General features: G+C 26.2%; 21 protein-coding genes and 1 riboswitch. Of the genes, 3 read left to right on the top strand and 18 right to left on the bottom strand.

Annotated elements, in window-relative coordinates; all coding sequences use genetic code 11:
- Window positions 1–6: 6 nt before the first annotated feature.
- Together I2A66_RS07775 and I2A66_RS07780 are read right to left on the bottom strand one after the other, a co-directional pair.
- Window positions 7–3,195 (bottom strand): hypothetical protein, encoded by a 3,189-nt coding sequence (locus I2A66_RS07775; RefSeq protein ID WP_195251378.1) that lies wholly within the window; start codon window positions 3,193–3,195, stop codon window positions 7–9.
- Window positions 3,196–3,199: 4 nt separating this feature from the next.
- On the bottom strand, window positions 3,200–4,492 hold the full coding sequence (locus I2A66_RS07780; RefSeq protein WP_195251379.1) for a tyrosine-type recombinase/integrase: 1,293 nt from the start codon (window positions 4,490–4,492) through the stop codon (window positions 3,200–3,202).
- 185 nt (window positions 4,493–4,677) lie between these two features.
- Here I2A66_RS07780 and I2A66_RS07785 point away from each other — a divergent pair, with 185 nt between their 5' ends.
- Entirely contained in the window at window positions 4,678–5,526 is an 849-nt protein-coding gene (locus I2A66_RS07785; RefSeq protein WP_279309968.1) for a DUF1002 domain-containing protein, read from the top strand.
- A 43-nt stretch (window positions 5,527–5,569) separates the two neighbouring features.
- On the opposite strand, the gene I2A66_RS07790 is transcribed toward I2A66_RS07785, so the two are convergent.
- The 8 genes from I2A66_RS07790 to I2A66_RS07825 all read right to left on the bottom strand — a co-directional run bounded on the left by I2A66_RS07790 (window position 5,570) and on the right by I2A66_RS07825 (window position 13,976).
- Entirely contained in the window at window positions 5,570–6,334 is a 765-nt protein-coding gene (locus I2A66_RS07790) for a DUF3298 and DUF4163 domain-containing protein (protein ID WP_195251381.1), read from the bottom strand.
- A gap of 80 nt (window positions 6,335–6,414) precedes the next feature.
- A complete protein-coding gene (locus tag I2A66_RS07795) occupies window positions 6,415–8,412 on the bottom strand; it encodes a penicillin-binding transpeptidase domain-containing protein (RefSeq protein WP_147515950.1) in 1,998 nt (665 codons plus the stop codon).
- 16 nt (window positions 8,413–8,428) lie between these two features.
- Complete coding sequence (locus I2A66_RS07800; RefSeq protein WP_122638854.1) at window positions 8,429–9,259, bottom strand: DUF6241 domain-containing protein; 831 nt, start codon at window positions 9,257–9,259, stop codon at window positions 8,429–8,431.
- A complete protein-coding gene (locus tag I2A66_RS07805) occupies window positions 9,252–9,779 on the bottom strand; it encodes a sigma-70 family RNA polymerase sigma factor (protein ID WP_195251382.1) in 528 nt (175 codons plus the stop codon). Before I2A66_RS07805 ends, I2A66_RS07800 begins: the two co-directional genes overlap by 8 nt.
- Before the next feature lie 148 nt (window positions 9,780–9,927).
- The gene (locus tag I2A66_RS07810; protein ID WP_122638852.1) at window positions 9,928–11,562 is read right to left on the bottom strand and encodes a hypothetical protein; all 1,635 of its coding nucleotides are present in this window, start codon (window positions 11,560–11,562) and stop codon (window positions 9,928–9,930) included.
- Between the two features lie 3 nt (window positions 11,563–11,565).
- A complete protein-coding gene (locus I2A66_RS07815; RefSeq protein WP_122638851.1) occupies window positions 11,566–12,351 on the bottom strand; it encodes an ABC transporter ATP-binding protein in 786 nt (261 codons plus the stop codon).
- 15 nt (window positions 12,352–12,366) lie between these two features.
- Window positions 12,367–13,170, bottom strand: a complete 804-nt coding sequence (gene proC, locus I2A66_RS07820) for a pyrroline-5-carboxylate reductase (protein ID WP_122638850.1) — start codon at window positions 13,168–13,170, stop codon at window positions 12,367–12,369.
- Window positions 13,171–13,307: 137 nt separating this feature from the next.
- Window positions 13,308–13,976, bottom strand: a complete 669-nt coding sequence (locus I2A66_RS07825) for a GntR family transcriptional regulator (RefSeq protein ID WP_122638849.1) — start codon at window positions 13,974–13,976, stop codon at window positions 13,308–13,310.
- 133 nt (window positions 13,977–14,109) lie between these two features.
- On the opposite strand from I2A66_RS07825, the gene I2A66_RS07830 reads away from it, so the two are divergent.
- Window positions 14,110–14,637, top strand: a complete 528-nt coding sequence (locus I2A66_RS07830) for an AbrB family transcriptional regulator (protein WP_122638848.1) — start codon at window positions 14,110–14,112, stop codon at window positions 14,635–14,637.
- A 14-nt stretch (window positions 14,638–14,651) separates the two neighbouring features.
- Here the strand turns inward: I2A66_RS07830 and I2A66_RS07835 are convergent, their stop codons facing one another.
- From I2A66_RS07835 to I2A66_RS07860, 6 genes are all read right to left on the bottom strand, one after another.
- Window positions 14,652–15,305, bottom strand: a complete 654-nt coding sequence (locus I2A66_RS07835; RefSeq protein WP_122638847.1) for a DNA-3-methyladenine glycosylase — start codon at window positions 15,303–15,305, stop codon at window positions 14,652–14,654.
- Between the two features lie 112 nt (window positions 15,306–15,417).
- Window positions 15,418–16,239 carry a MetQ/NlpA family ABC transporter substrate-binding protein gene (locus I2A66_RS07840; RefSeq protein WP_195251384.1) on the bottom strand — a complete coding sequence of 274 codons (822 nt, stop codon included), beginning with the start codon at window positions 16,237–16,239 and terminating at the stop codon, window positions 15,418–15,420.
- Between the two features lie 22 nt (window positions 16,240–16,261).
- Window positions 16,262–16,924 carry a methionine ABC transporter permease gene (locus I2A66_RS07845; RefSeq protein WP_147515946.1) on the bottom strand — a complete coding sequence of 221 codons (663 nt, stop codon included), beginning with the start codon at window positions 16,922–16,924 and terminating at the stop codon, window positions 16,262–16,264.
- A complete protein-coding gene (locus I2A66_RS07850; protein ID WP_122638844.1) occupies window positions 16,911–17,882 on the bottom strand; it encodes a methionine ABC transporter ATP-binding protein in 972 nt (323 codons plus the stop codon). Before I2A66_RS07850 ends, I2A66_RS07845 begins: the two co-directional genes overlap by 14 nt.
- Window positions 17,883–17,965: 83 nt before the next feature.
- Window positions 17,966–18,072, bottom strand: a riboswitch (SAM riboswitch).
- 97 nt (window positions 18,073–18,169) lie between these two features.
- On the bottom strand, window positions 18,170–18,802 hold the full coding sequence (locus I2A66_RS07855; RefSeq protein WP_122638843.1) for a hypothetical protein: 633 nt from the start codon (window positions 18,800–18,802) through the stop codon (window positions 18,170–18,172).
- A 45-nt stretch (window positions 18,803–18,847) separates the two neighbouring features.
- Complete coding sequence (locus I2A66_RS07860; RefSeq protein WP_195251386.1) at window positions 18,848–19,447, bottom strand: hypothetical protein; 600 nt, start codon at window positions 19,445–19,447, stop codon at window positions 18,848–18,850.
- A gap of 122 nt (window positions 19,448–19,569) precedes the next feature.
- Here I2A66_RS07860 and I2A66_RS07865 point away from each other — a divergent pair, with 122 nt between their 5' ends.
- The gene (locus I2A66_RS07865; protein ID WP_124097558.1) at window positions 19,570–19,791 is read left to right on the top strand and encodes a hypothetical protein; all 222 of its coding nucleotides are present in this window, start codon (window positions 19,570–19,572) and stop codon (window positions 19,789–19,791) included.
- A gap of 39 nt (window positions 19,792–19,830) precedes the next feature.
- On the opposite strand, the gene I2A66_RS07870 is transcribed toward I2A66_RS07865, so the two are convergent.
- Window positions 19,831–20,601 (bottom strand): alpha/beta hydrolase, encoded by a 771-nt coding sequence (locus tag I2A66_RS07870; protein WP_147515944.1) that lies wholly within the window; start codon window positions 20,599–20,601, stop codon window positions 19,831–19,833.
- 39 nt (window positions 20,602–20,640) lie between these two features.
- Window positions 20,641–21,363 (bottom strand): glycerophosphodiester phosphodiesterase, encoded by a 723-nt coding sequence (locus I2A66_RS07875; protein ID WP_122638839.1) that lies wholly within the window; start codon window positions 21,361–21,363, stop codon window positions 20,641–20,643.
- Window positions 21,364–21,368 lie beyond the last annotated feature (5 nt).

The following is a 21,368-nucleotide window of genomic DNA, read 5'->3' on the forward strand; positions in this document are numbered from 1 at the left end:
CTCCGTTTAAAATTTATCTATATACTCTATAGGTGTTTTGATATCATCCAATAATATTTCAAGTTGTCCTTCTTCAATATTTAAACAACTATACACATAATCATATCCAAATGTTTCTATAGCTTCTTTTAATAGTACTAGTTTTCTTTCTATAGCTAAAGATAACTTGTATTGTTTAATCTTTGATGATGTATGGTATTGATTAATATCTTCCATCAAACTTTTGCATAAAGTTGTTAATGCATATATCGATGGTATGTGGTATTGACACTCGAAACATGTTTTTAAATTTGGTCGTTGGCATCCTTCTTTTGACATCAAGCACTGCACATTTAATTCTCTTGATGGCATTTTCTTAGCAAATAAATCAGTTAGAATCTCTTGACATTCTTTTAAGCTCTTTTCTGCTAAAGTTGCAACTACTAGTTCTCTTTCATTTCTGATTGTATTAAGGAATCCTACAGCAGAATGCATTTTAAAAACATCTCCAAATATATAATTTAATCTCATTATTTGCTCTGTTGTATTTTCAAGCGTAGTTATTTGCTCTCCATGTACTCTAGATAATAACAGGTTTGATATGTATCCAAACTCACCTCTCATAAATAATTGCTTGCTTAAGCTTTCTATATGCTTGAAATCTATATTTATATAATGTAGCGTTGACTCTTTACTCATATGTTCTCTAATTTTTTTAGCATATAATAGTGATTTGTTATCTCCTGATAGATTAGCTAAATAATATATATATGTCATTACAGTTTTATTCATCTTCTTTGAACTAAACTTAAATTCACTATTATTTAAGTTTTCAAATAAATTATTTAAATGACTTTGATATACATCATTATATTTGCTTCCTAAGACCATAATTGAGTCACCATATCTAGATACAGGATTGTCTCGATGATATAAACTTAGTATTGCAATACTTGTTGCAATTGCTGGAGCTAGTTCATCTGAACAAAAGAATGAGCCTGTTATTTGAGTTTTAGAAATTATTATTTCCCATTGAATAATTCTTGATATAATGGCTCTTGCTTTATCTATTGTAATTTCATTATTTAAAAACCATTCAAAACTATCAATTCCATATAACTCCAGTAGGTCTTCTATTTTTAATCTAGGAAATCTAGTTGTATCACCATGTCTCCAAGCATTATTTAAATGTAGCATTGCATATAGCCAAGTAGATACATATTTAACAGTATTTTTCATTCTTATCTCATGTATAGACTTCTTTATGTGGATATCTGTGTCTATCAGATACTTAAAGATTTCTTGGTATACTTCAAAGTCATACACTTCAGCTTCTTCTTTTTTATTCACATTTGCATGGGGGCTATGTATTAATTCAAACCTAAATCCTTTTCTTTTACTCTTTAGCATTGTTTTTAAATCCGCACTAACTATACCTAGAAATTCATATAATGTAATCCTTATTATATTAGTTTCAATTATATTGAAGTAAGTATTAATCTGATTTGTAGTTAGTTGGTATATTTCATTAATATCAAAGTAATCTAACATTAGTTCTAATGCTTTAGTGCATCTAATATAATGATTCACTTTACCTAATGCTACCTTTTTAGATGCATTCATAGTTTCTATTTTGTCAGACATAAATTTAAACCATTTTTCTTTTGTGTATACTGATTTTTCACTAAATCCATCCCAGTTATCATATAATCTAAGATTAAAAGTATCAAAATATGTTTCACCTTCAATATTATAATTTATGTAATCTCTACCTTTACCTTCTTCATAAGCTTTACATTGATTTTCTCTTTTAATACTTTCCAAGCTTTTTACAAGTTCTTTTATATCTGATATCTTATGACAATCACCATTAGCTGTTTGTAATGAACGATATTTATCCTCTGTATAAGCGATTAATGGGGCTTTGTATTTTTTTAAGCCTTTTCCATATTTATAATAAGTATTTTCATTCAAATATTTTTCTTTCATTTCTTTCTTATCTATATAAGTTTTATAAAACGTTTCTTGCTCTTTAAGTAATGCTAATATTTCTTTTCTCTCAAAATACAATGAAGTTTTATAGTTAATTTCCTTAATTTTGTATTCTTCTCTAGCTTTGTTGAATATATTTCTAGTCATATTTAGCATTTCATAAGCTTCTTTATGAGACAGGTATGTTCCATTTTTGATATGTGTTTCAATATCTATTAAGTTTTCATTGTATTTATCAATATCTTCTTTCCTATATACATTAATCATATTATAGTTAAAATTGAGGCTACTTCTTAAAATCACTTTATAATGAGAAGGCACTTTAACTCTTTCTATATTTAAAGTATACAAGTTAGGTCTAATAATTTTTGCTTCTTCTACTGTATAATGTTTTTTGAAAAACTCTTGAGTTTCTAGTATTGCTTTCTCTATATCTTCTTTTAAATAGAAATTTCTACTACTTTTAGTTATACATTTAATATTAAATCCAACCACAACATTTCTTAATGCCGTTTTCATATTACTATCATTGTAATGTTCATTCGTTATTTCTAGCATTTTACAAGCTTCGTGCTTGTCTATATATTTTTTAAATTCTTCATCATCAACTATACACTTTGTATTCTTGGTTTTTGGCTTATCCATTGTATCTTTTATGTACATTAAATCTGATTTGTTAAAGTACATGGTTTGCTTAAATATTATTTCTTCTAGGTTTAATTCTTTTCTGTACCTATTGAAAGGTCTCTCAGATATTCCTAAAAATTTTTCAGCATCTTTCTTTTTTATTAATTCTCCTTTTTCTATCTTTTCTAATATTTCATTTCTCGCTATTAAAAAATTATCTATTTCATTCTTTTTGTATGCTACTTTAGTTCCAGGCTCTGATTTTGTAACACCTCTTAGTATCAGATTGTATGCTTTAGGTATAGCTACTTTTTCAAACTTAGAGTATCTTAATTCTGGACATATTTCATTTGCAATATTAGAAGGATAATGATTATTATAAAATTCATTTACCTTCTCAATAAGATTTAGTACATCTTCTTTTAAATATAAGTTTTTTCTGTCTATCTTTACACTTTTGAACTCATACGTTTCTGCAATTGTTATTATAATTCTGTCTATTGCCGATTGCTTATCGTAATGTTTATACGTTAGCTCTAATAATTCACATGCTTCTTTTTTATCTACATATTTAATTCTATCTATTTTATCTATCATTAATTTAACCCCTTTCTTTAGAAGCTTTACTAATTTGAGAAATAATTTCTGTAACTGATTCTACTAGTGCAACTGGGTTTATGTATGTAAGTGCTGATGCTATACTCTTATCACCTCTTAATGCCGATAGTATTTTAGGGTCATGCTCTCCCATCGAGTTTTGCGTCAAGCCTTTTCTAATAATAAAATTAGTAAATATATGCCTACCTATATGGGTCGCCCACGTATGCTCTTTTAGTACATATGCTTCCGTAGGTTTTGAGTACTCTAAAAAATCTATAAAATCTGCTTTTAGTTTTTGAAATCTCTGTTCATAAGTATTTCCTGTCATTGGATTACCATGACTATTTATAAATAATGCATTTTTATTATTTCTTTTCTGACGATTTAGATAATTCATATATTTATCCATTGACTTAAACAACTCTCCATTAAAGTTGAAAACTGGCTGATTTTCTCTAACCGTTTTTACTTCTGATTTTTTACAACTCTTTTTCCCAAATAGCTCAATCTGTCTATCTTCAATATTTAAATATATTACATGTTGTTCTTTTACTGCTTTAACATCATCAATTGTTAGATTAACTACATCTCCCAATCTTAATCCACCCATACATTGTAATGCTACTCCAAATGCTATATCTGGGTATCTTTCTTCTGCAAATTCTAGCATTAGCATCCAAACCTCCTCATTCATATCTTTTAATGGAGCTTTCTTTTTCTCTCCATCTTGGCTTGAAGGATTTTTAGCTGGTCTATAAACTTTATACTTAGGATTATTATCAAACGGATGTATGCTAACATACATTCCTTTTCTTGTTGAATGTCCGTTACGCTTTATTTGAATAAGTTTTCTCTCTACAGTTGCATCCTTATCCGTTAATATATTTTTTTGATTAAGAAATTTAAAGAAATCAATAATAACATTTTCTTTCCTTCTCACAGTTGTGTAACTTAAATTATTATATTTTGATATGTACGTTATGTATTCAGCAACATGTTTAAAATTTAAACCATAAAATCCTTTTTCTTTCAATATTTCAAAGTCTTTATTTTCTCCTTTTTCAACTTGTTCTAATGTGTAATTTATAAATTCACAAATTGCATACCCCATACTAAATTTCGTATTATTACTTTTTTCAGATTTATATACATGTAAATAATCACTTAACTGACTCGGTATCCAAACATCTTCATTGTTCGTATCGTACTTTATAATTATAACCTCACGTTTTTTCTTAGGTTTATATCCTGATAAATCTGTAGTCAATATTTCTTTTGGTCTGTATCTAATCATATAGTTTCAGTGTCCTTCCTTTAATTATTAATTATTTGATTAGTATTTCTATAACTCACTTTTCCTATTCTACAACATTTTGTCTAATTATAGAATTATACTTATTTGATAATTCAATGGTTGTAATAGTATTTTTTATGTCTATAATCATTTTCTATAAATCTATATAGATAAGAACAGGAATGATGACAGGTATAATGAAGGCTTTTGAAGATGCAACTGGAGAGCCTTTAGATGAAGATAAAAAGGAAATTGCATCAGAAGAATTAATAATAACTGGTGATTTAGCTGATGAAATAGGTGGAGAATCTGGTCAAGATAAAGCTACAGGAATTATTAATGATATAAAAACAGAAATAATAAAGAACAACACTAGTGATACTGTTCAAATAGCTGAGACTATAAATAATATTACTAATAACTATAATATAACTTTAACAAGTGAACAACAAAAACAAATAGAGGAATTAATGGCTAAAATAGCACAACAAGATTATGATTATAATAGCATAAAAAATGCTTTAAATAGCGTTAAAGATAACGTAAATGATAGTTTAATCGCTGCTGGAGAAATAAAACCAGGATTTTTCGACTCTATAAAAAATTGGTTTAGTGGTATCGGTCAGTGGGTGTCTGGTATATTTGAAGGAAACAAAGATTTAGGTATACTTGAAAATACTAACGATACTCTACTTGGAGATAATGCAGTTATAGATGCTACAGATAAGGATGCTATAAACTTACCTTCAAGTGAACAAGTAGAAGGATTCTTTGCAAAAATTTGGAATTGGTTTACAGGATTGTTTGATAATAATGATTCTAATAATGTGGATAGTAATACTTCTACTACAGAAGAATCTAATGATAGTGATGTTAATTCATTAGAACAAAACTCTACTACCTATGAAAATGTTCAACCAGATTCTTCATCAACTCAAAATGGTACAGTTGAAAATCCATCTGAAGATGTAGATAACTCAAACAATAATGATACAGTAAATCCTTCTGATAGTGAACATGCTACAGAACAATAAAATAACTAAAATAAAAAAAGACAGATTTTATTATCTGTCTTTTTTATATATTTAAGTATTTTTTAAATTGATTATTGTCAATTTTAAACTTTGGAATTCCAACATAATATGGTGCTATATCATAAACTTGGAAATAAATCACAATTCCATCATCTTCAATATAAAAATCTTGATTATCAGATATCCCATTAAACCCTTCTTTTCCTGTAAAGTATAACTCTTTATTTTTATTTATTTCTGAATTTATATAATCATTAATTACTTTTTTATAATCTACATCTTTTTTAAACATATCACTTAATAAAATTTTATCTCCAGTAAGTAAATTGTAATTAAATGATTTTAAATAAGTTATCCCATGAGCTCCTCCTGTGAAATTATATGTAGTTAAAGGTATTGAGATAATATTATTTTTATTATAAGTAACATCGTACTCTGAATACGCTTCATACTGATATTTTACATATTGTTGATTTTTATCTTTTGAAAGATCATTTGTATATTCATTTTCATATTTTTTAGACTGTTTTTCTATCTCTTCTTTAAAATTTAATACGTATTTTTCTATATCCTCATTAATTTTATTAATTACTTTGATAGTATTTTTATCATTATAATTTTCTTTAATTTTTAAAAATGGATATTTTATATTTGCTTTAAAGAATTCACTTTCTTCATTTATACTCTTAACTTCTATTGTAAACATATTATTTGCACTTAAATCATTCTTTTCTTGTGCATATGAGTTACTTAAAACTATAAAAAACATAACTAGTATAGTTGATAATATTATTTTTAAATCTTTCATTTTCATTCTCCTATATATTTATTTTCGTAAATATATTTTCTTCTATATTCTATCAACTATACTAATTTTAAATTAATAAATTATCTATTTAAGTAGCTTTTTATTACATTTTTTACTTTTGGAACTAAATATGAAGATGTAGATTTATCCTTCATATCTTCCATTACCATAGCTATTGATAATTTTGAATTATCTAGATCTACTGCTACAAACCAACTATTTTCATTCCCATTATTATCATCTTTACTAGATTTTATTTCTGCAGTTCCAGTCTTCCCTGCTAGATTAACTCCATCTATTTTACATAAATATCCACTTCCATTAGGATCATTTATTACTCCAGAAAAATCTTTTTTTAATTCTTCTAAAAAATCTTTTGATATAGCTTCACTATATATATTAGGTTCACTATTTTCACTTATAACTAGTCTAGGCGCCATTATTTTTCCACCATTAGCCAATGAACTATATGCCATAGTTACTTCAAGAGGAGTGGTAAGTACTTCTCCTTGACCATAACCCGTATCTGCTAGTAGTATTTCATCTTCTATACTTCCACTATTAGAAATTTGTGATTTAGCCATAGGATATTCAAATTTTATATCTGCTCCTATTCCAAACTTCTTAGCACCTGATATAAATTTTTCGCGTCCTAACTTGATAGCTTTATCAGCAAAGTATATATTATCAGAATATATTGTTGCCTCATATAAACCAACTGAATCTATATCTTTTACTCTACTTACTTTATAATTTCCCCAAGAAGAAGAATTTTGCCAAGTTAATCCTTTTATGCTCATTTTTTCATTTGGATTTATTACATTATTTTCAAGACCAATTGCTGCTGTTATAAGCTTCATTGTAGACCCTGGAGAGTACGCATTATTTGCTCTATTATCAAACTCTGCATTTTTGCTTTCTTCCAACTCTTTAGCTATAGTTTTAGTTTTGTAACTTACCAATGTATTTGAATCATATGAAGGTGAACTTACCATAGCTAATACTTCTCCTGTAGTAGAATTCATTGCAATAGATGCACCTTTTTCATTATCCATTTGATTATATATTTCTTGCTGAAGCTTTGAATCTATGGCCAATTGTATATCTTCTCCATCTTTAGAATCTGTTTTGGCTACAGTAATTTTTTCTTCTCCTCTTTCTATATAAATATGTACTCCATCTTTACTTCTTAACTTCTCTTCATATACTTGTTCTAATCCATTTTTACCTATCTGACTACTTGCAGTGTAACCTTTATCTGAATTTTTTTCTAATTCTTCAGCTGTTATATTTCCAATATAACCAAGTAAACTACCAAATGCCTCACCTTGTGCATAGACTCTTGATATTCCTACTTGTACATTAACCCCCTCTATTTCAAGTGCTTTACTTGCCTTTTCTTCATCATACTTTGAAACTTTTACAATAAATATTAGGTGGTCTGGATTTGAATTACTATCTAACTTATTTTGTATATATTCTTCGCTAATATCTAAAATACTAGCTAAATTACTTACATTACTCTTATCAAAAGTTTTTGGATTTATATATATATAATTAACTTCTCCATCATATGCAAGTATATTTCCATCTCTATCTAATATTCTTCCTCTACTTCCGTTATATATTTGAACTCTTATTTTATCTCCTTGAATCATGTTAGGTAATATAAGACTCTCACTCCAAGATATTTTATATTCATTATCTTCTTTTTCTAATTTTATAATTAAATCATCATATTTTAACTGTCCAGCAGATGTATCCATGCTAATACTTATAGGGACTTGTAAATTTTCCTTACTTTCTTTTAATGCTATTTTAATATTACTTACATTCATAGCAGAATAAATTGATGTATATTTATTTATAAATCCTTCTTTACCCCCATACTCAGTTTCAATATATTCTTTAGATTTTTTTGATAATCCTTCATAAAATTCATCATACTTTTTTTCATTTAGTAATTGTACATAATTGTTTATACTGCTTTGTACTTTATCTTTAGTGCCACATCCTACTAAAAAAATCATCGTAAAACTTATAATGCTTATTAATAAAATAATTCTCTTTAATTTCATTTAGTTCTCCCCCTTATTAATTATTAAAGTAATTATTAATTATATCTTCTATCCTTTCTTCATTTATAGATATAGCTTTACCAACTTGTCCATCTAATATATTCCATACATAGTTATGAACTTCTACAGCATTTCTAAATTCACCCTTTTTCCACTTATTAAGTTCTGCATATAAATAATTCCTTGCCTCATTATTTTTAATATATTCTAATCCACTAATTGCTAGTTCTATACTTTTTGGTGTTATCTCTATATTTCCATACTTTTTATTGTCTATAGGGTTTATTATACTATTTGACATTTTATGTATAAACTGAACTGCTAAATATTCACTTTTAGGGCTTTCTGAGTTATCATTAATACTACTTAATATCTCATCTTCTTGATCTTCACTTATATTATCTACATTATTTACTTTATATTTTATAGGTTTAACAAACTTTATTTTATTATCTTTGTCTAAAGTAGCTTTGGGAACTATATTATCTATTCCTAACCTATATGCTAGTTCATCAATTTTCAAAGTTGAATTTATATTTCTTAACGCCATTTCTAAAATAGGTATTTTATGAGCTAATGCAGGGTTATATACACCTACGCTAAAAATAATAAATATACTCGCCGCACTTGCTACTAATCTTTTTTTATTTTTACTTTTCTTTATATCTAACTCAGCTTTATCTATAGATTCCTTTATCCAAATCTTCATATCATTAGGTGCTTTAATTGAGTTAATTTTTTCTTTATCTATATAAAATTCATTCATTTCTAAATCTAATTCTTCTAAACTTATATTTTCAATTTCATTGCCTGATTTATCATTTATTATCTTATTGTTTTTACTCATTACTATATCCCTCCTTTAATAGATTTTTCATATCAAAAATTGCTTTTCTAAGGTGGGTCTTTATAGTATTAATAGACCTATTTAATACTTTAGATACTTCTTCAATTTTCATATCATGTATATATCTTAATATTATTGCATCTTTATATTTATCTTCTAATTCATCTATAGCATTATATAAATCTATTTTTGTTTCTATTTTATCATCTACTATTATTTCTTTTATATATGAACTTTCATCGTGTTCTAAATCAATCATCCCAATTTTGCTTATATAGTCATTAGAAGTATTTATAAGAATTCTACTTATCCAAGTTTTAAAATATTTAGGCTCTTTTAGTGAGCTTATATTTCTATAAGCTTTATAAATTGTTTCTTGAATTATTTCCTTTGCATCATCTTCATACTTACATCGTATATAAGCTTCTCTATATAATCTATCTGAATATATATGTATTAATTCTTCAAATGCCTTTCGGTCCCCCTTTATGGCCCTTTTGACTAAGATTATCTCCTCCATTATATCCCCTCTTCTAATTATTTAATTTTATATTCACCTATTAGACTCTATTTTTCACAAAAAAGTTTTAAAAAAAAGACTATTTCTCACATACTTACATAGTATGATTAAAATAGTCTTTTTTTCAATATGTTTTTATATAAAGTTTTTATTTTACTGTAAATACTTTATTCCAAAGCAATGCGATTAATCCTACTAATAAGAATGAATAGCCATAAATAAAAATACTTTGCTTTGTAATACATATACCAAAATGAATTCCTACTAAAATTAAAGTTATAAACATAGCTTTAAAAACTACAAACATATTTTTAGATGAATTTGCAACATTATATGGCTTAGAAAATGGAAGACTTTTTTCATTTAGTTTAAATGTTGCCATTGATACAAGTATTCCTGATAAAAGAAGTACTATCATATGTTTTATAACTGATATGCCGAATATAAAAGCAAATATTATACTTAGTAATATAAATGATGGTAAAAATAATTTAATTAAACTACTTTTAAACATTCCAGTATATATATTTCTTTTATTTTTGATAGGAAGTATTTCATATATCCATGCTCCTTCATATTCATTTGAATATCCAACCATGGATACTATATTTTGCATTATTACTACTGCAAAGTAACCACTTAAAAATAAATAGCTTCCTTTTATTTCACTTAAATAATTAAATATACCACTATTATCATATGAAGTAAATATCATAATTAAAGGCATAAATGTTCCTAATGCTAAAGATGGATATACCTTTGTTTTAAACGTTCTATCCTTATCTAATACATTATAAACAAAATTAAATATAGCTCTTTCTTCTTTATCTTTGCAAATATATTTGCTAATCTTAAATCTTAAAGGATCTTTTTTTACTTTAATTTTATAATAATTATCATTTAACTTTTGTAAACTTTCTTCAAATACCGGTACTAATCTTTTATATATAAATAAAGATACTATTGGTACTATTATTGATAATATACTTAATATTATAGTCATAGTGTCAATATCATTACCTTGTATAAGTTTAAAGTTAGATGCAAAATACATTGGTACAAAAAATATATTCCACCATGATGAATTATATACAAAGTCTATGTTCATATAATCAAAGCTTCTAATTATAAATTGATATCCAATTGTAAATAGTAATAAGAATCCTATTTGGAATGTATTTAACATATCTTTAAGCTTTTCTCCTTTAAATAGCCTAAGAATTATTAAATATAAAATAGCTGTTATTACTATCATTAATATATCTATAAGAGCAATACTAAATAAAAATAGTAAAAAGTTTTTAATTCCAAATCTTAAAAATACAATCATGCTAAATCCACATAAAGCCAAACTTAAAGTAAATATGTATATAAATATATGTGTGGTTTTCGCTGCATTTAAAGTTTTTGAATCTATTCCTCTTATTCCGATTATATCTTTATCATCAATATCTAGTATAACACTTGAAAAATCTGATATTAATATAGTTAATAATAAAATCATAAAACATGAAAAATACATCGTCATTTTTAGTCTTATATCAATATTCATAAATAACATTGGTATATACATAACACCTAATATAGCATATACAATTAATGAACTATAAAAATAGTTTTTTTCTTTTAAATTTTTACTATTATCTATAGTATTAGGAACCCTTCTACTATCTAATGTAAGCTTTACTTGAAGAATTAATCTCATAGTATTATAATCAACACCAAACTTTGTATAAATACCTTTAAATAAATCTAATATTCTAAGTGTAAAATAATTTTTCATATTCTACACCTCATTTAAAATATCTATAAACTGTGTTGATAGGTTATCATGCTCATCAAATCCAGTTATATTATTAAATATTTCTTCTAAAGATCCATCAAAGCTAGCGCTTTTTATCTCTTCAAAATTACCATCTGCAGCTATATTTCCATCATTTAAAACTATTATTCTATCGCTTATCTTTTCTACAACTTCCATAATGTGAGATGAGTAAAAAATAGTTTTTCCATCTTCTTTTAATTTGCTTATTATTTCTTTAATAAGAAGAACACTATTTGCATCTAAACCACTTAATGGTTCATCTAGAAATAATATATCTGGATTATGCAATAATGAAGATATTATAGCTACCTTTTGTTTCATACCTTTTGAGTAGGATGATATTCTACTTTCATATGCTTCTCCTATTCCTAAAACATTCATAAGCTTTCTAGATTTATCATCACACTTTTTATAATCTAGTCCGTATAGTTGACCTATAAATGTCAAATACTCCCTTGCAGTTAAGCTTTCATATACTTTTACAACTTCTGGAACATAACCTATTTTGTTTTTGTATTCAAATTCTTTTTCTTTGATATTTCTTCCAAATAATTTTATTTCTCCGTCATAACCATCTATAATACCTAAAATTATTTTTATAGTAGTACTTTTTCCCGCACCATTCGGACCAATATATCCTATAATTTGCCCTTTATTTATATCTAAATTAATACCTTTTAATACTTCTTTTTCTCCATAGCTCATTTTTAAATTTTTTATCTCAATTATTTTATCGCTATCAAACATTATGATCCCCTTTTATTATTTACTCATTTTTTTTGATTTTTTTGCAGCCTTACTTACAGCTTTTATAACAGATGCTCTCAGATTTTCTTCTTCTAATACAGCAACAGCATCTATAGTTGTTCCACCTGGAGAACAAACCATATCCTTTAATTCACCTGGATGTTTTCCACTTTCTAAAACCATCTTTGCAGAACCCATAACAGCTTGTGCTGCAAACTTATACGCTTGATTTCTTGGCATACCTTCTTTTACTGCTCCATCAGCTAATGCTTCTATAAACATAAATACATATGCAGGTGATGAACCACTCACTCCTATTACTGAATCGATTAAAGATTCTTTAACTACTTCAGATTTTCCAAATGAATTAAACAATTCTATTACTAAATCTAAATCTTCTTTTGTTATATTTTTATTTGGGCAAATAGCAGACATTCCTTCATTCACTAAAGCTGGTGTATTTGGCATAGTTCTAATTATTTTTTTATCACTTCCTATAACTGCTTCTACTGACTCTATACTTTTTCCTGCAGCTATTGTTACTATTAATTTTTCATCATCTATAAATTCTTTAACTTCTTCTAGTACTATATCATAAATATTGGGTTTAACAGCAACTACAATTATATCTGAATTTTTAACTACTTCCTTTGAATCCTTAGTAGTCTCTATTCCAAAATCTATTTTTATTCTTTCTAATGTAGATTCACTTAAAGCTGAAGCTATTATTTGATCTGTATTTAATAATTTAGAATTAATTATACCTCCAATTATCGCAGATGCCATATTCCCTGCACCTATAAATCCTATCCTTTTCATATTTAACCTCCTTAAAATATTAAATTTCATTTTATTCCAATTTCTTTTTATTATATCATTTATAGATATAAATTTTTAAAATTTTATATATAAAAAAATAGAGTTAACAAGTAATTATATCGTTAACTCTCTATATATTATTTAGTTGATTCAATAAATCTCTTTTTAGCATTTCTAACATGCTTTCTAGCTTCTTCCTCTGCTAAATATTCATTACCTTTGTCAATTGCTTGTACTATTTTTATATGCTCTTCTAAAATATCCGATCTTTTCTCTATTGCATGTAATCCTACTTTTCTTAAGCTTTTTAAGTATTCATATATATTTTCTATTTGTGATAATAATCTTTTATTTTTACTAGCTGACATAATTATATCATTATATTCAGTATGTGCTTTCATATATTCATCATAATTTTCTTCATTCATAGTTTCTTTCATTATATCTATAATTTCTTTTAAACGATTTATTTCTCTTCTAGATATGTTTAAACAAGCTAGCCTTACTGCTAACCCTTCTAAAACTTCCCTTAAATCGTAAATTTCCATAGCATCTTCCTTTGAAATTCCTTTTACTAATGTACCTCTTCTTGGAATATTTACTGCTAATCCTTCTATCTCTAATTGTCTTAAAGCTTCTCTTACAGGCGTTCTACTTATACCCATGCTAGATGCAATTACATTTTCTACTAATCTATCTCCAGGCTTTATTTTATTTTCAAAGATTGCACTTCTTATTTCATCTAAAACTACTTCTCTTATTGGTCTTAAGTCTGTAACGTCTATTTTTTTAAATACAGTTTCCATTTTACACTCCTTAAAAAATTATAATCCATATATATATTACAATATTATTTAGTGTTCTTAAAGTGTTTTATGTAGCAAAATGAATACTTGTATTGTATAATCAAAATTAATGACATAATCTAGGAGGATATATATGGATAAGGCTATTTTAAGCTCGGCTATTGGATTAGACAAAATAATATACACTTTAGCTATTGGCTCTATTGGAGGAGTAATTGGGGTTAAGTTAAAAATTCCTGCAGGAGCTATGATTGGGTCTATGATTTCTGTTGGTATATATAACGTTTTTATCAGTAAAGGTTACGTTCCTTCTAACTTCAAAACTATTGCACAAATAGTTATTGGCTGTATAATTGGACTTAATTTTACTATGGATTCTATTTTAGGTCTAAAAAAACTTATAATCCCATCTATAATCTTAGTTATTGGATTAACTTTTTTAAGTATAATTTTAGGACTTATATTACATAAAACTACAGGACTTGATTTGCCAACTGCGTTATTTAGTTCAGCTCCTGGTGGTTTAACAGATATGGTTATTATGTCTGAATCATTTGGTGCACAAACACATATTGTTGCTTTACTTCATCTTACTAGATTAACAACTGTATTAACAGTTTTACCTATAGTTATAAGATTTATTACAACTAAACTTTTATAATAAAACTGGGAGCTTTACTTGCTCACAGTTTTATTTTTTTCAATTACAGAAACATATTTATTATTTTTTATATAAAATCTCCAAAGATAATCTTTAGCTTCTTGAGCATAATCTATATTTATTCTTTTTCCTATCTCAATTTCAAAGTTATTATCTGCATAAATTTTTTCATTATTTTTATAATAAAAATCACTTATGTATAATTCATCTCCTAATATACTTTTTTCATTTAAGCTTTTATCTATTTTTAGTCCCATACAAAGCTTTCCTGGTCCATTTGTAATATTTTTTCTTTGATATGTATTTAAGTCTTTATATTCTTTTTTATATCTATTTTCTGATATTTCATCTATATTTTCAATAGGTTCCACAGCTCTAATTAAAACACATTCGGGTATATTTTCTTTATTTGCAGATATATTTAGACAATAATACATACCATAAATTAAATAAACATATATGTGACCTCCCTCTAAGTATAAAGGTTTTGTCCTATTTGTTTTTTTATCCTTATATACGTGAGCTGCTTTATCATTTATTCCCATATAACTTTCTGTTTCTACAATTTTACTTACTATTTGTTTTCCATCATACTCTCTTATCAGATACATACCTAAAATACTTTTAGCTAATTCTATTGCATCTTGTTGAAAAAAATGTTTATCCAAAGTAGCATCTCCTTTATAAATGTATTTAAACTTAGTATATCACGACTTTAAATATGTATAATAGTATGAAGAAAACTGGAATATAATAATATCCCAGTTCAAGAATTAATTACTAAAATGATGGTATTATACTACCTTCATATTTTTCTTCAATAAAGTTCTTTGCTTTATCGCTAGTTAAAGCATCAGATAAAACTTTTATCTTCTCACTTTCCTTATTATCTTCTCTGCATGCTAATACATTTGAATATGGTGAATCTGAAGATTCTATTGCTATAGCATCCTCTGTTGGATTTAAGTTTGCGCTTAATGCATAATTTGTATTTATTACAGCTGCATCTACATCTTGCAATACGCTTGGAAGTTGAGCTGCTTCTACTTCTATAAACTCTATATTTTTATTGTTTTCAGATATATCTTTTACTGTTAATAATTCTTTATTATCAACCTTTATTAATCCATTATCAGCTAATAATTGTATAGCTCTTGATCCATTAGTAGGGTCATTTGGTATTGCTATTTTTGAATTATCTTTTAACTCACCTAATGATTTTAGTTTATTTGAGTACACTCCCATTGGTTCTAGATGTACCTTAACAGAGTAAGTTAAATCATATCCTTTTTGGCTTACTGTTTCTTCTAAATATGGAATATGCTGAAAATAGTTAGCATCTAAAGCCCCTTCAGATAAAGCTGTATTTGGCAATACGTAATCATCAAATATTTTCACATCTAATTTATATCCTTTTTCTTCTACTAGAGGTTTTATTGCATCTAGTATTTCTGCATGAGGAGTTGATGATGCACCTACAACTATTGTTTTATCTTCTGATGCATCTGCTTTTTTGCTACTATTCTCACCTAAAGAGCATCCCACTACTGATGTCATTATCACTAATCCCAAACCTAATCCTAATATTTTTTTTAATTTCATAATTTTATCCCTCTATTATATACTATTTTAGTTTTTTATAAGCTAAATTTCCTAAACTTTGTATTATTTGAACAATTATTATAAGAGTTATTACTGTGTAAATCATTACTGCTGTATCAAATCTTTGATGTCCATAAGTAAGCGCTACATTTCCAAGTCCACCAGCCCCAACAGCACCTGCCATTGCAGTATATCCTAGTATTGAAATTACTGATAATGTTATTCCTGACACAATAGAAGGCATTGCTTCTTTTATCATTACTTTAAATACTATTTGAGTTTTAGTAGCTCCAAATGATTTTGCAGCTTCTATTAATCCATAATCAACTTCATTTAATGCACTCTCTATTATTCTAGCTATAAATGGAGCTGCACCAACAGTTATAGGAACTATTGCAGCTTCTTCTCCTATTGATGTGCCAACTATTAGTCTTGTAAATGGAATTAAAGCAACTATAAGTATAATAAATGGGAAACTTCTAAAAATATTAACTATAAATCCTAATACTTTATATATTAAACTACAAGGCTTTAATCCATTTGGCTTTGTTACAACTAATGTTATTGCTAATATAAATCCAATTATTGTTGCAAGTATTGTTGGTACTAATATCATGTATAATGTTTCTAAGAGCGCTTCTCCTAAAATTTCTGTTAAAAATGTACTTAAACTAGTTTGATTCATTGTTTATCTCCTCCCATCTTAGCCCTTCACTTTCTAAGTATGCTTTAACTCTATCTCCATATTCTGAAGATACATTTATAATTAATGACCCTAATATTTCATCTCTGAATTTCTCTAACCTTCCAAATACGATTGAGAAATCTATATCTAAATTTCTAGCCATACTTGTTATGACACAACTGTTAGAAACATTTTTAGGGAATAATATTTTTATATTAGTTCCTTTTGGTAAAATTATATTTTCTTCCCCAATTAACTTACTAAGTGCTTTACTATCATTAAAAAAAACTTCTTCTGTTTCATTTATATCTAAAACTTCACCATCTTCCATTATTGCTACTCTTGTGCATATTTGCTTTATAACTTCCATTTGGTGAGTTACCATAATAATTGTTATTCCAAACTTTTTATTTATATCTTGTAATAAACTAAGTATTGATTTTGTAGTATTTGGGTCTAATGCTGAAGTTGCTTCATCACAAAGAAGAACCTTTGGATTTAATGCTAATGCTCTTGCTATTGCTACTCTTTGCTTTTGACCTCCACTTAAGTTTCTTGGTTTAATATTACTTTTATCACTTAAACCTACTAGGTCTAATAATTCCTTTACTCTTTCTTCTTTTTCTTTCTTAGAATATTTAAAACATTCTAATGGTAAGGCTACATTTTCAAATACCGTCTTTCTTTCTAATAGTGAAAAGTGTTGAAATATCATTCCTAAATCTTTTCTAAGTAATCTAAGTCCCTCTCCTTTTAATGATTTGACTTCTTTCTCTCCTACAAGTACGCAACCTTCTTGATAGTCCTCTAAGCCATTTATACATCTAAGCAGCGTTGACTTTCCAGCTCCACTATGGCCAATAATTCCAAAAATTTCCCCATTTTTAATTTCCATATTAACATTATTCAAAACCTTAGTATCACCATAATATTTGTTTACATTTTTAATGCTTATCATATTTACTCCTCCCAAATATAATTCAATTAACGCTTTAAATTTAAAAAGCCTGAGTATAAACTCAGGCTTTTGTAAGCAGTTTATACTCATCTTTCAATTCTTATGAATTGCAGGATTTAGCACCTTGTATATAAAATATACTGGTTGCTGGGTTTCATCGGGCCAGTCCCTCCACCTCTCTTGATAAGGAATTATTTTATTTTGTACTTCTATGATTTATATATTATAGTTTTTTTTCCATATGTCAATATATTTTCTGAATATTTTTATTTTGCACACTTTTTAGACTATTTGTTTTTTCCATTATTAGATGTAGTATCTATTCCTAACATATTATTCATATCTTTTATCATTTTATCAAACTCAGATCTAACATCATTTTCAACTTTAGTTGTATCATCAACTAATTTAATAAATTCATCTTGGCTCTTATTGTATGCATCTTTAGGAATTGTATCTAATCTACTTATTTTTTCATCTATTTCTTCTATTAAATCTTCACCTTCATCTATAAGCTCTTGATTTGCTTCTTTTAATTTTGCATCATCAGTTTTTGCATCATTTTTTAATCCATTAACAAAAGCTTGTAATTTTTCTTTACTATCTTGATACGCTGCTTTTACTTCTGATAAATATTTTTCATTACCAGGGTATTCTTTAGTTTTATAAGCGTTATTTACTTCATCTACACTACTATACATTGCATAATTATTTAAAGGAGATATATTATTAGTGTAAAGACCAGAGTAAGTATTTGCATACTCTGTATTTAAATACCCATTATCTTGTGTTGTAGTGCTATTTTGTGTTGTATTAGTGTTATTATCTGTTGTAGTTTCACCCTTTTTATTAGTACAACCAACTGATCCTACTGATAAACCTAACGCTAATCCTAGTGCTAATAATTTTTTTAATTCCATTTTACTTCCTCCTTAGTTTTATGTAGTACTCCTTATTATTTTTAATTATTTACTTAAATCTATACCTAATAAATCTTCTATTTTATCTAAAACATCATCAATATTATCATTATTATCTATTTCATCTAATTCTCTATCTAAATAATTTATTAATGAGTTTTTATCACTTTTTAATAAATCTTCTTTCTTTAAATTTAAATCATCTTGTTTTTTTATTATTATTTCAATTGCTTTATCTGAGTATGATATTAAATCACTATTTAATTCTTGTAATTTAGAATCAATTATTTTTAATCCTGTTATAGATTTCTTAAATGATTCTATATTATTTTTACTATCTGATAATAAATTTTCATAATTCTTTATTAACTCTTCATTATTTAAGTTACTGTTATTATCTAGTAAATCATCTACACTTTCATCCTTTATATCTATAGGTTCTAAATATTTTTCATAATTCTTAGTTAATAAATCCTTGTACTCATCTTTACTTAATTCATTTGCTTTTTCAGTTTCTGATTGTGTGTTTTGAATACTTTCATTTGTTGTTTTTTCAACTTCTTCACTATTTCTTTTTGCACATCCAGTCATATTGAAGTTTAACATTAAAGTAAATATTATACCTAAAATGCTTAATCTTTTCATTTTTACCTCCTTGTGTATAAATAATTTATTTAAGTTATTATTTGTATATTTTTCTTTTTTAGTCTTATAAAGAGTAATATGTTTAAATAAATTGAAAATATGGGTATAATTCTTCTAGGAGTGTGATTGTTTTGAAAAATATAAATAAAATAAAAATAACTTATAATAACGGATTCACGAGAATAATTGAAAAAGATAGTATTCGAAATTTTTCATCTTTAATTGAATGGATGGATAAATTTAATAAAAACGAAGATGCGGGATTCTTGACACTATCTGGAAGAGATCTCGGTAGTGCAGTTTCTATTAATAAAAATAATGTAAAATATATAGAATCTATATAATAAAAAAGTATCTTAAAATTTTTATTTTAAGATACTTTTTTATTTCATGCATATAAATGATTTAAATTCACTTTCTAAAACTTCTAAATCATCATAATCATAATAGAAATGACCTGAGCTTTCTAATTTTATAATACTTTTATTATTTAACTTATTATTGTATTTAAAACTCTTTTTATATATTTTTATACTTTTTAAACTTACAAGTTCATCGTTCATAGAGTGAAATATTAGCATTGGTATATCTATATTATTTAAATTTAATCTAACTTTTATTATTAGCTTAAATAAATCTATGTATCTTGGTGCCCATTTTATATAATTAAATAAATTTGTTTCATTTACACTAATAGCTTCATACGCATATCTTGTTAAAAGATCACCTTTAGGAATTATTCCTAGAGCTATTTTTATACAGCTTCTTATAATATTAAATTTTACTCTTATACATAACGGTGTTGCTATTGCAACAATATATTTTATATTTTGCTTGTACTTTAAATAGAATTCAATAGATAATAATGCCCCCATTGAATGTCCTACTAGTATTATATTTTTATATTTAGTTTTATACTTTTCAATTTCCCTTTCAATTGAAGTTCTCCACATATTTAAATTACTTTTTACAAAATCTTTTCCACTTTTTCCATGACCAGCAAGGAGTACTCCACAAACAGATATATTATTATCCATTGCAATTTGAGCAAGATTTCTAAATTGATATGGACTTTCTACTATACCATGTATAAATATTATCATAGTATCTGAATTCTTTACTTCTTGTACAAATGGCTTATGTCTATCTTTCATTTTCTCTACTCCCTATTACCCTTTTTAAGTATAAAATAACTATCTATTTACAAGTTTTTTTATCACATCAGGATCATCAGATATTAATGAGTCTATTCCCATTTCTATTAATTTTTTATAACTAACTTTCTCTTTACCTAACCAAACATTAACTTCTATACCTTCATTTTGTATTTTATTTACTTTTTCTTTAGTAAGATAATATGCTGATGGATGGTAGCATTCTACATTATAATTTTTAGTATATTTACCTGGCTCCATCATCCAGCAATCAGATAAAAATCCACATTTAATACTATCATCTATATTTTTCATTCTTATAATACTTTCATGATTAAATGATGATATAATAACTTTATCTTTTAAGTTATATTCAATTATTAGTTCATATACTTTCTCTTCTAGTTTTTCATAGTCATATACACTATTTTTTAACTCTATATTGGATATTATGTTAGTATCCTTTACTAGTTCGAAATATTCTCTTAATAGAGGCAATTTTATTTTTCCAAACTGTGCTCTGTACTTCCATGAAAAGTCATATTTTAATAATTCATCATATGTATAATCACATACTCTACCAGTACCATCAGAAGTACGATCTATAGTCTCATCATGTATTATGACAACTTCTCCATCTTTTGTTAGCTGAACATCAAATTCCATTCCATCTACACCAACCTCAATAGCTTTTTCAAAAGCTAAAAGAGTATTTTCTGGGTATTTTCCACTAAATCCACGATGAGCAAAATTTTTTACCATAATTT

This window comes from Romboutsia sp. 1001713B170207_170306_H8, from assembly GCF_015550495.1.
Taxonomy (GTDB): Bacteria; Bacillota; Clostridia; order Peptostreptococcales; family Peptostreptococcaceae; genus Romboutsia_E.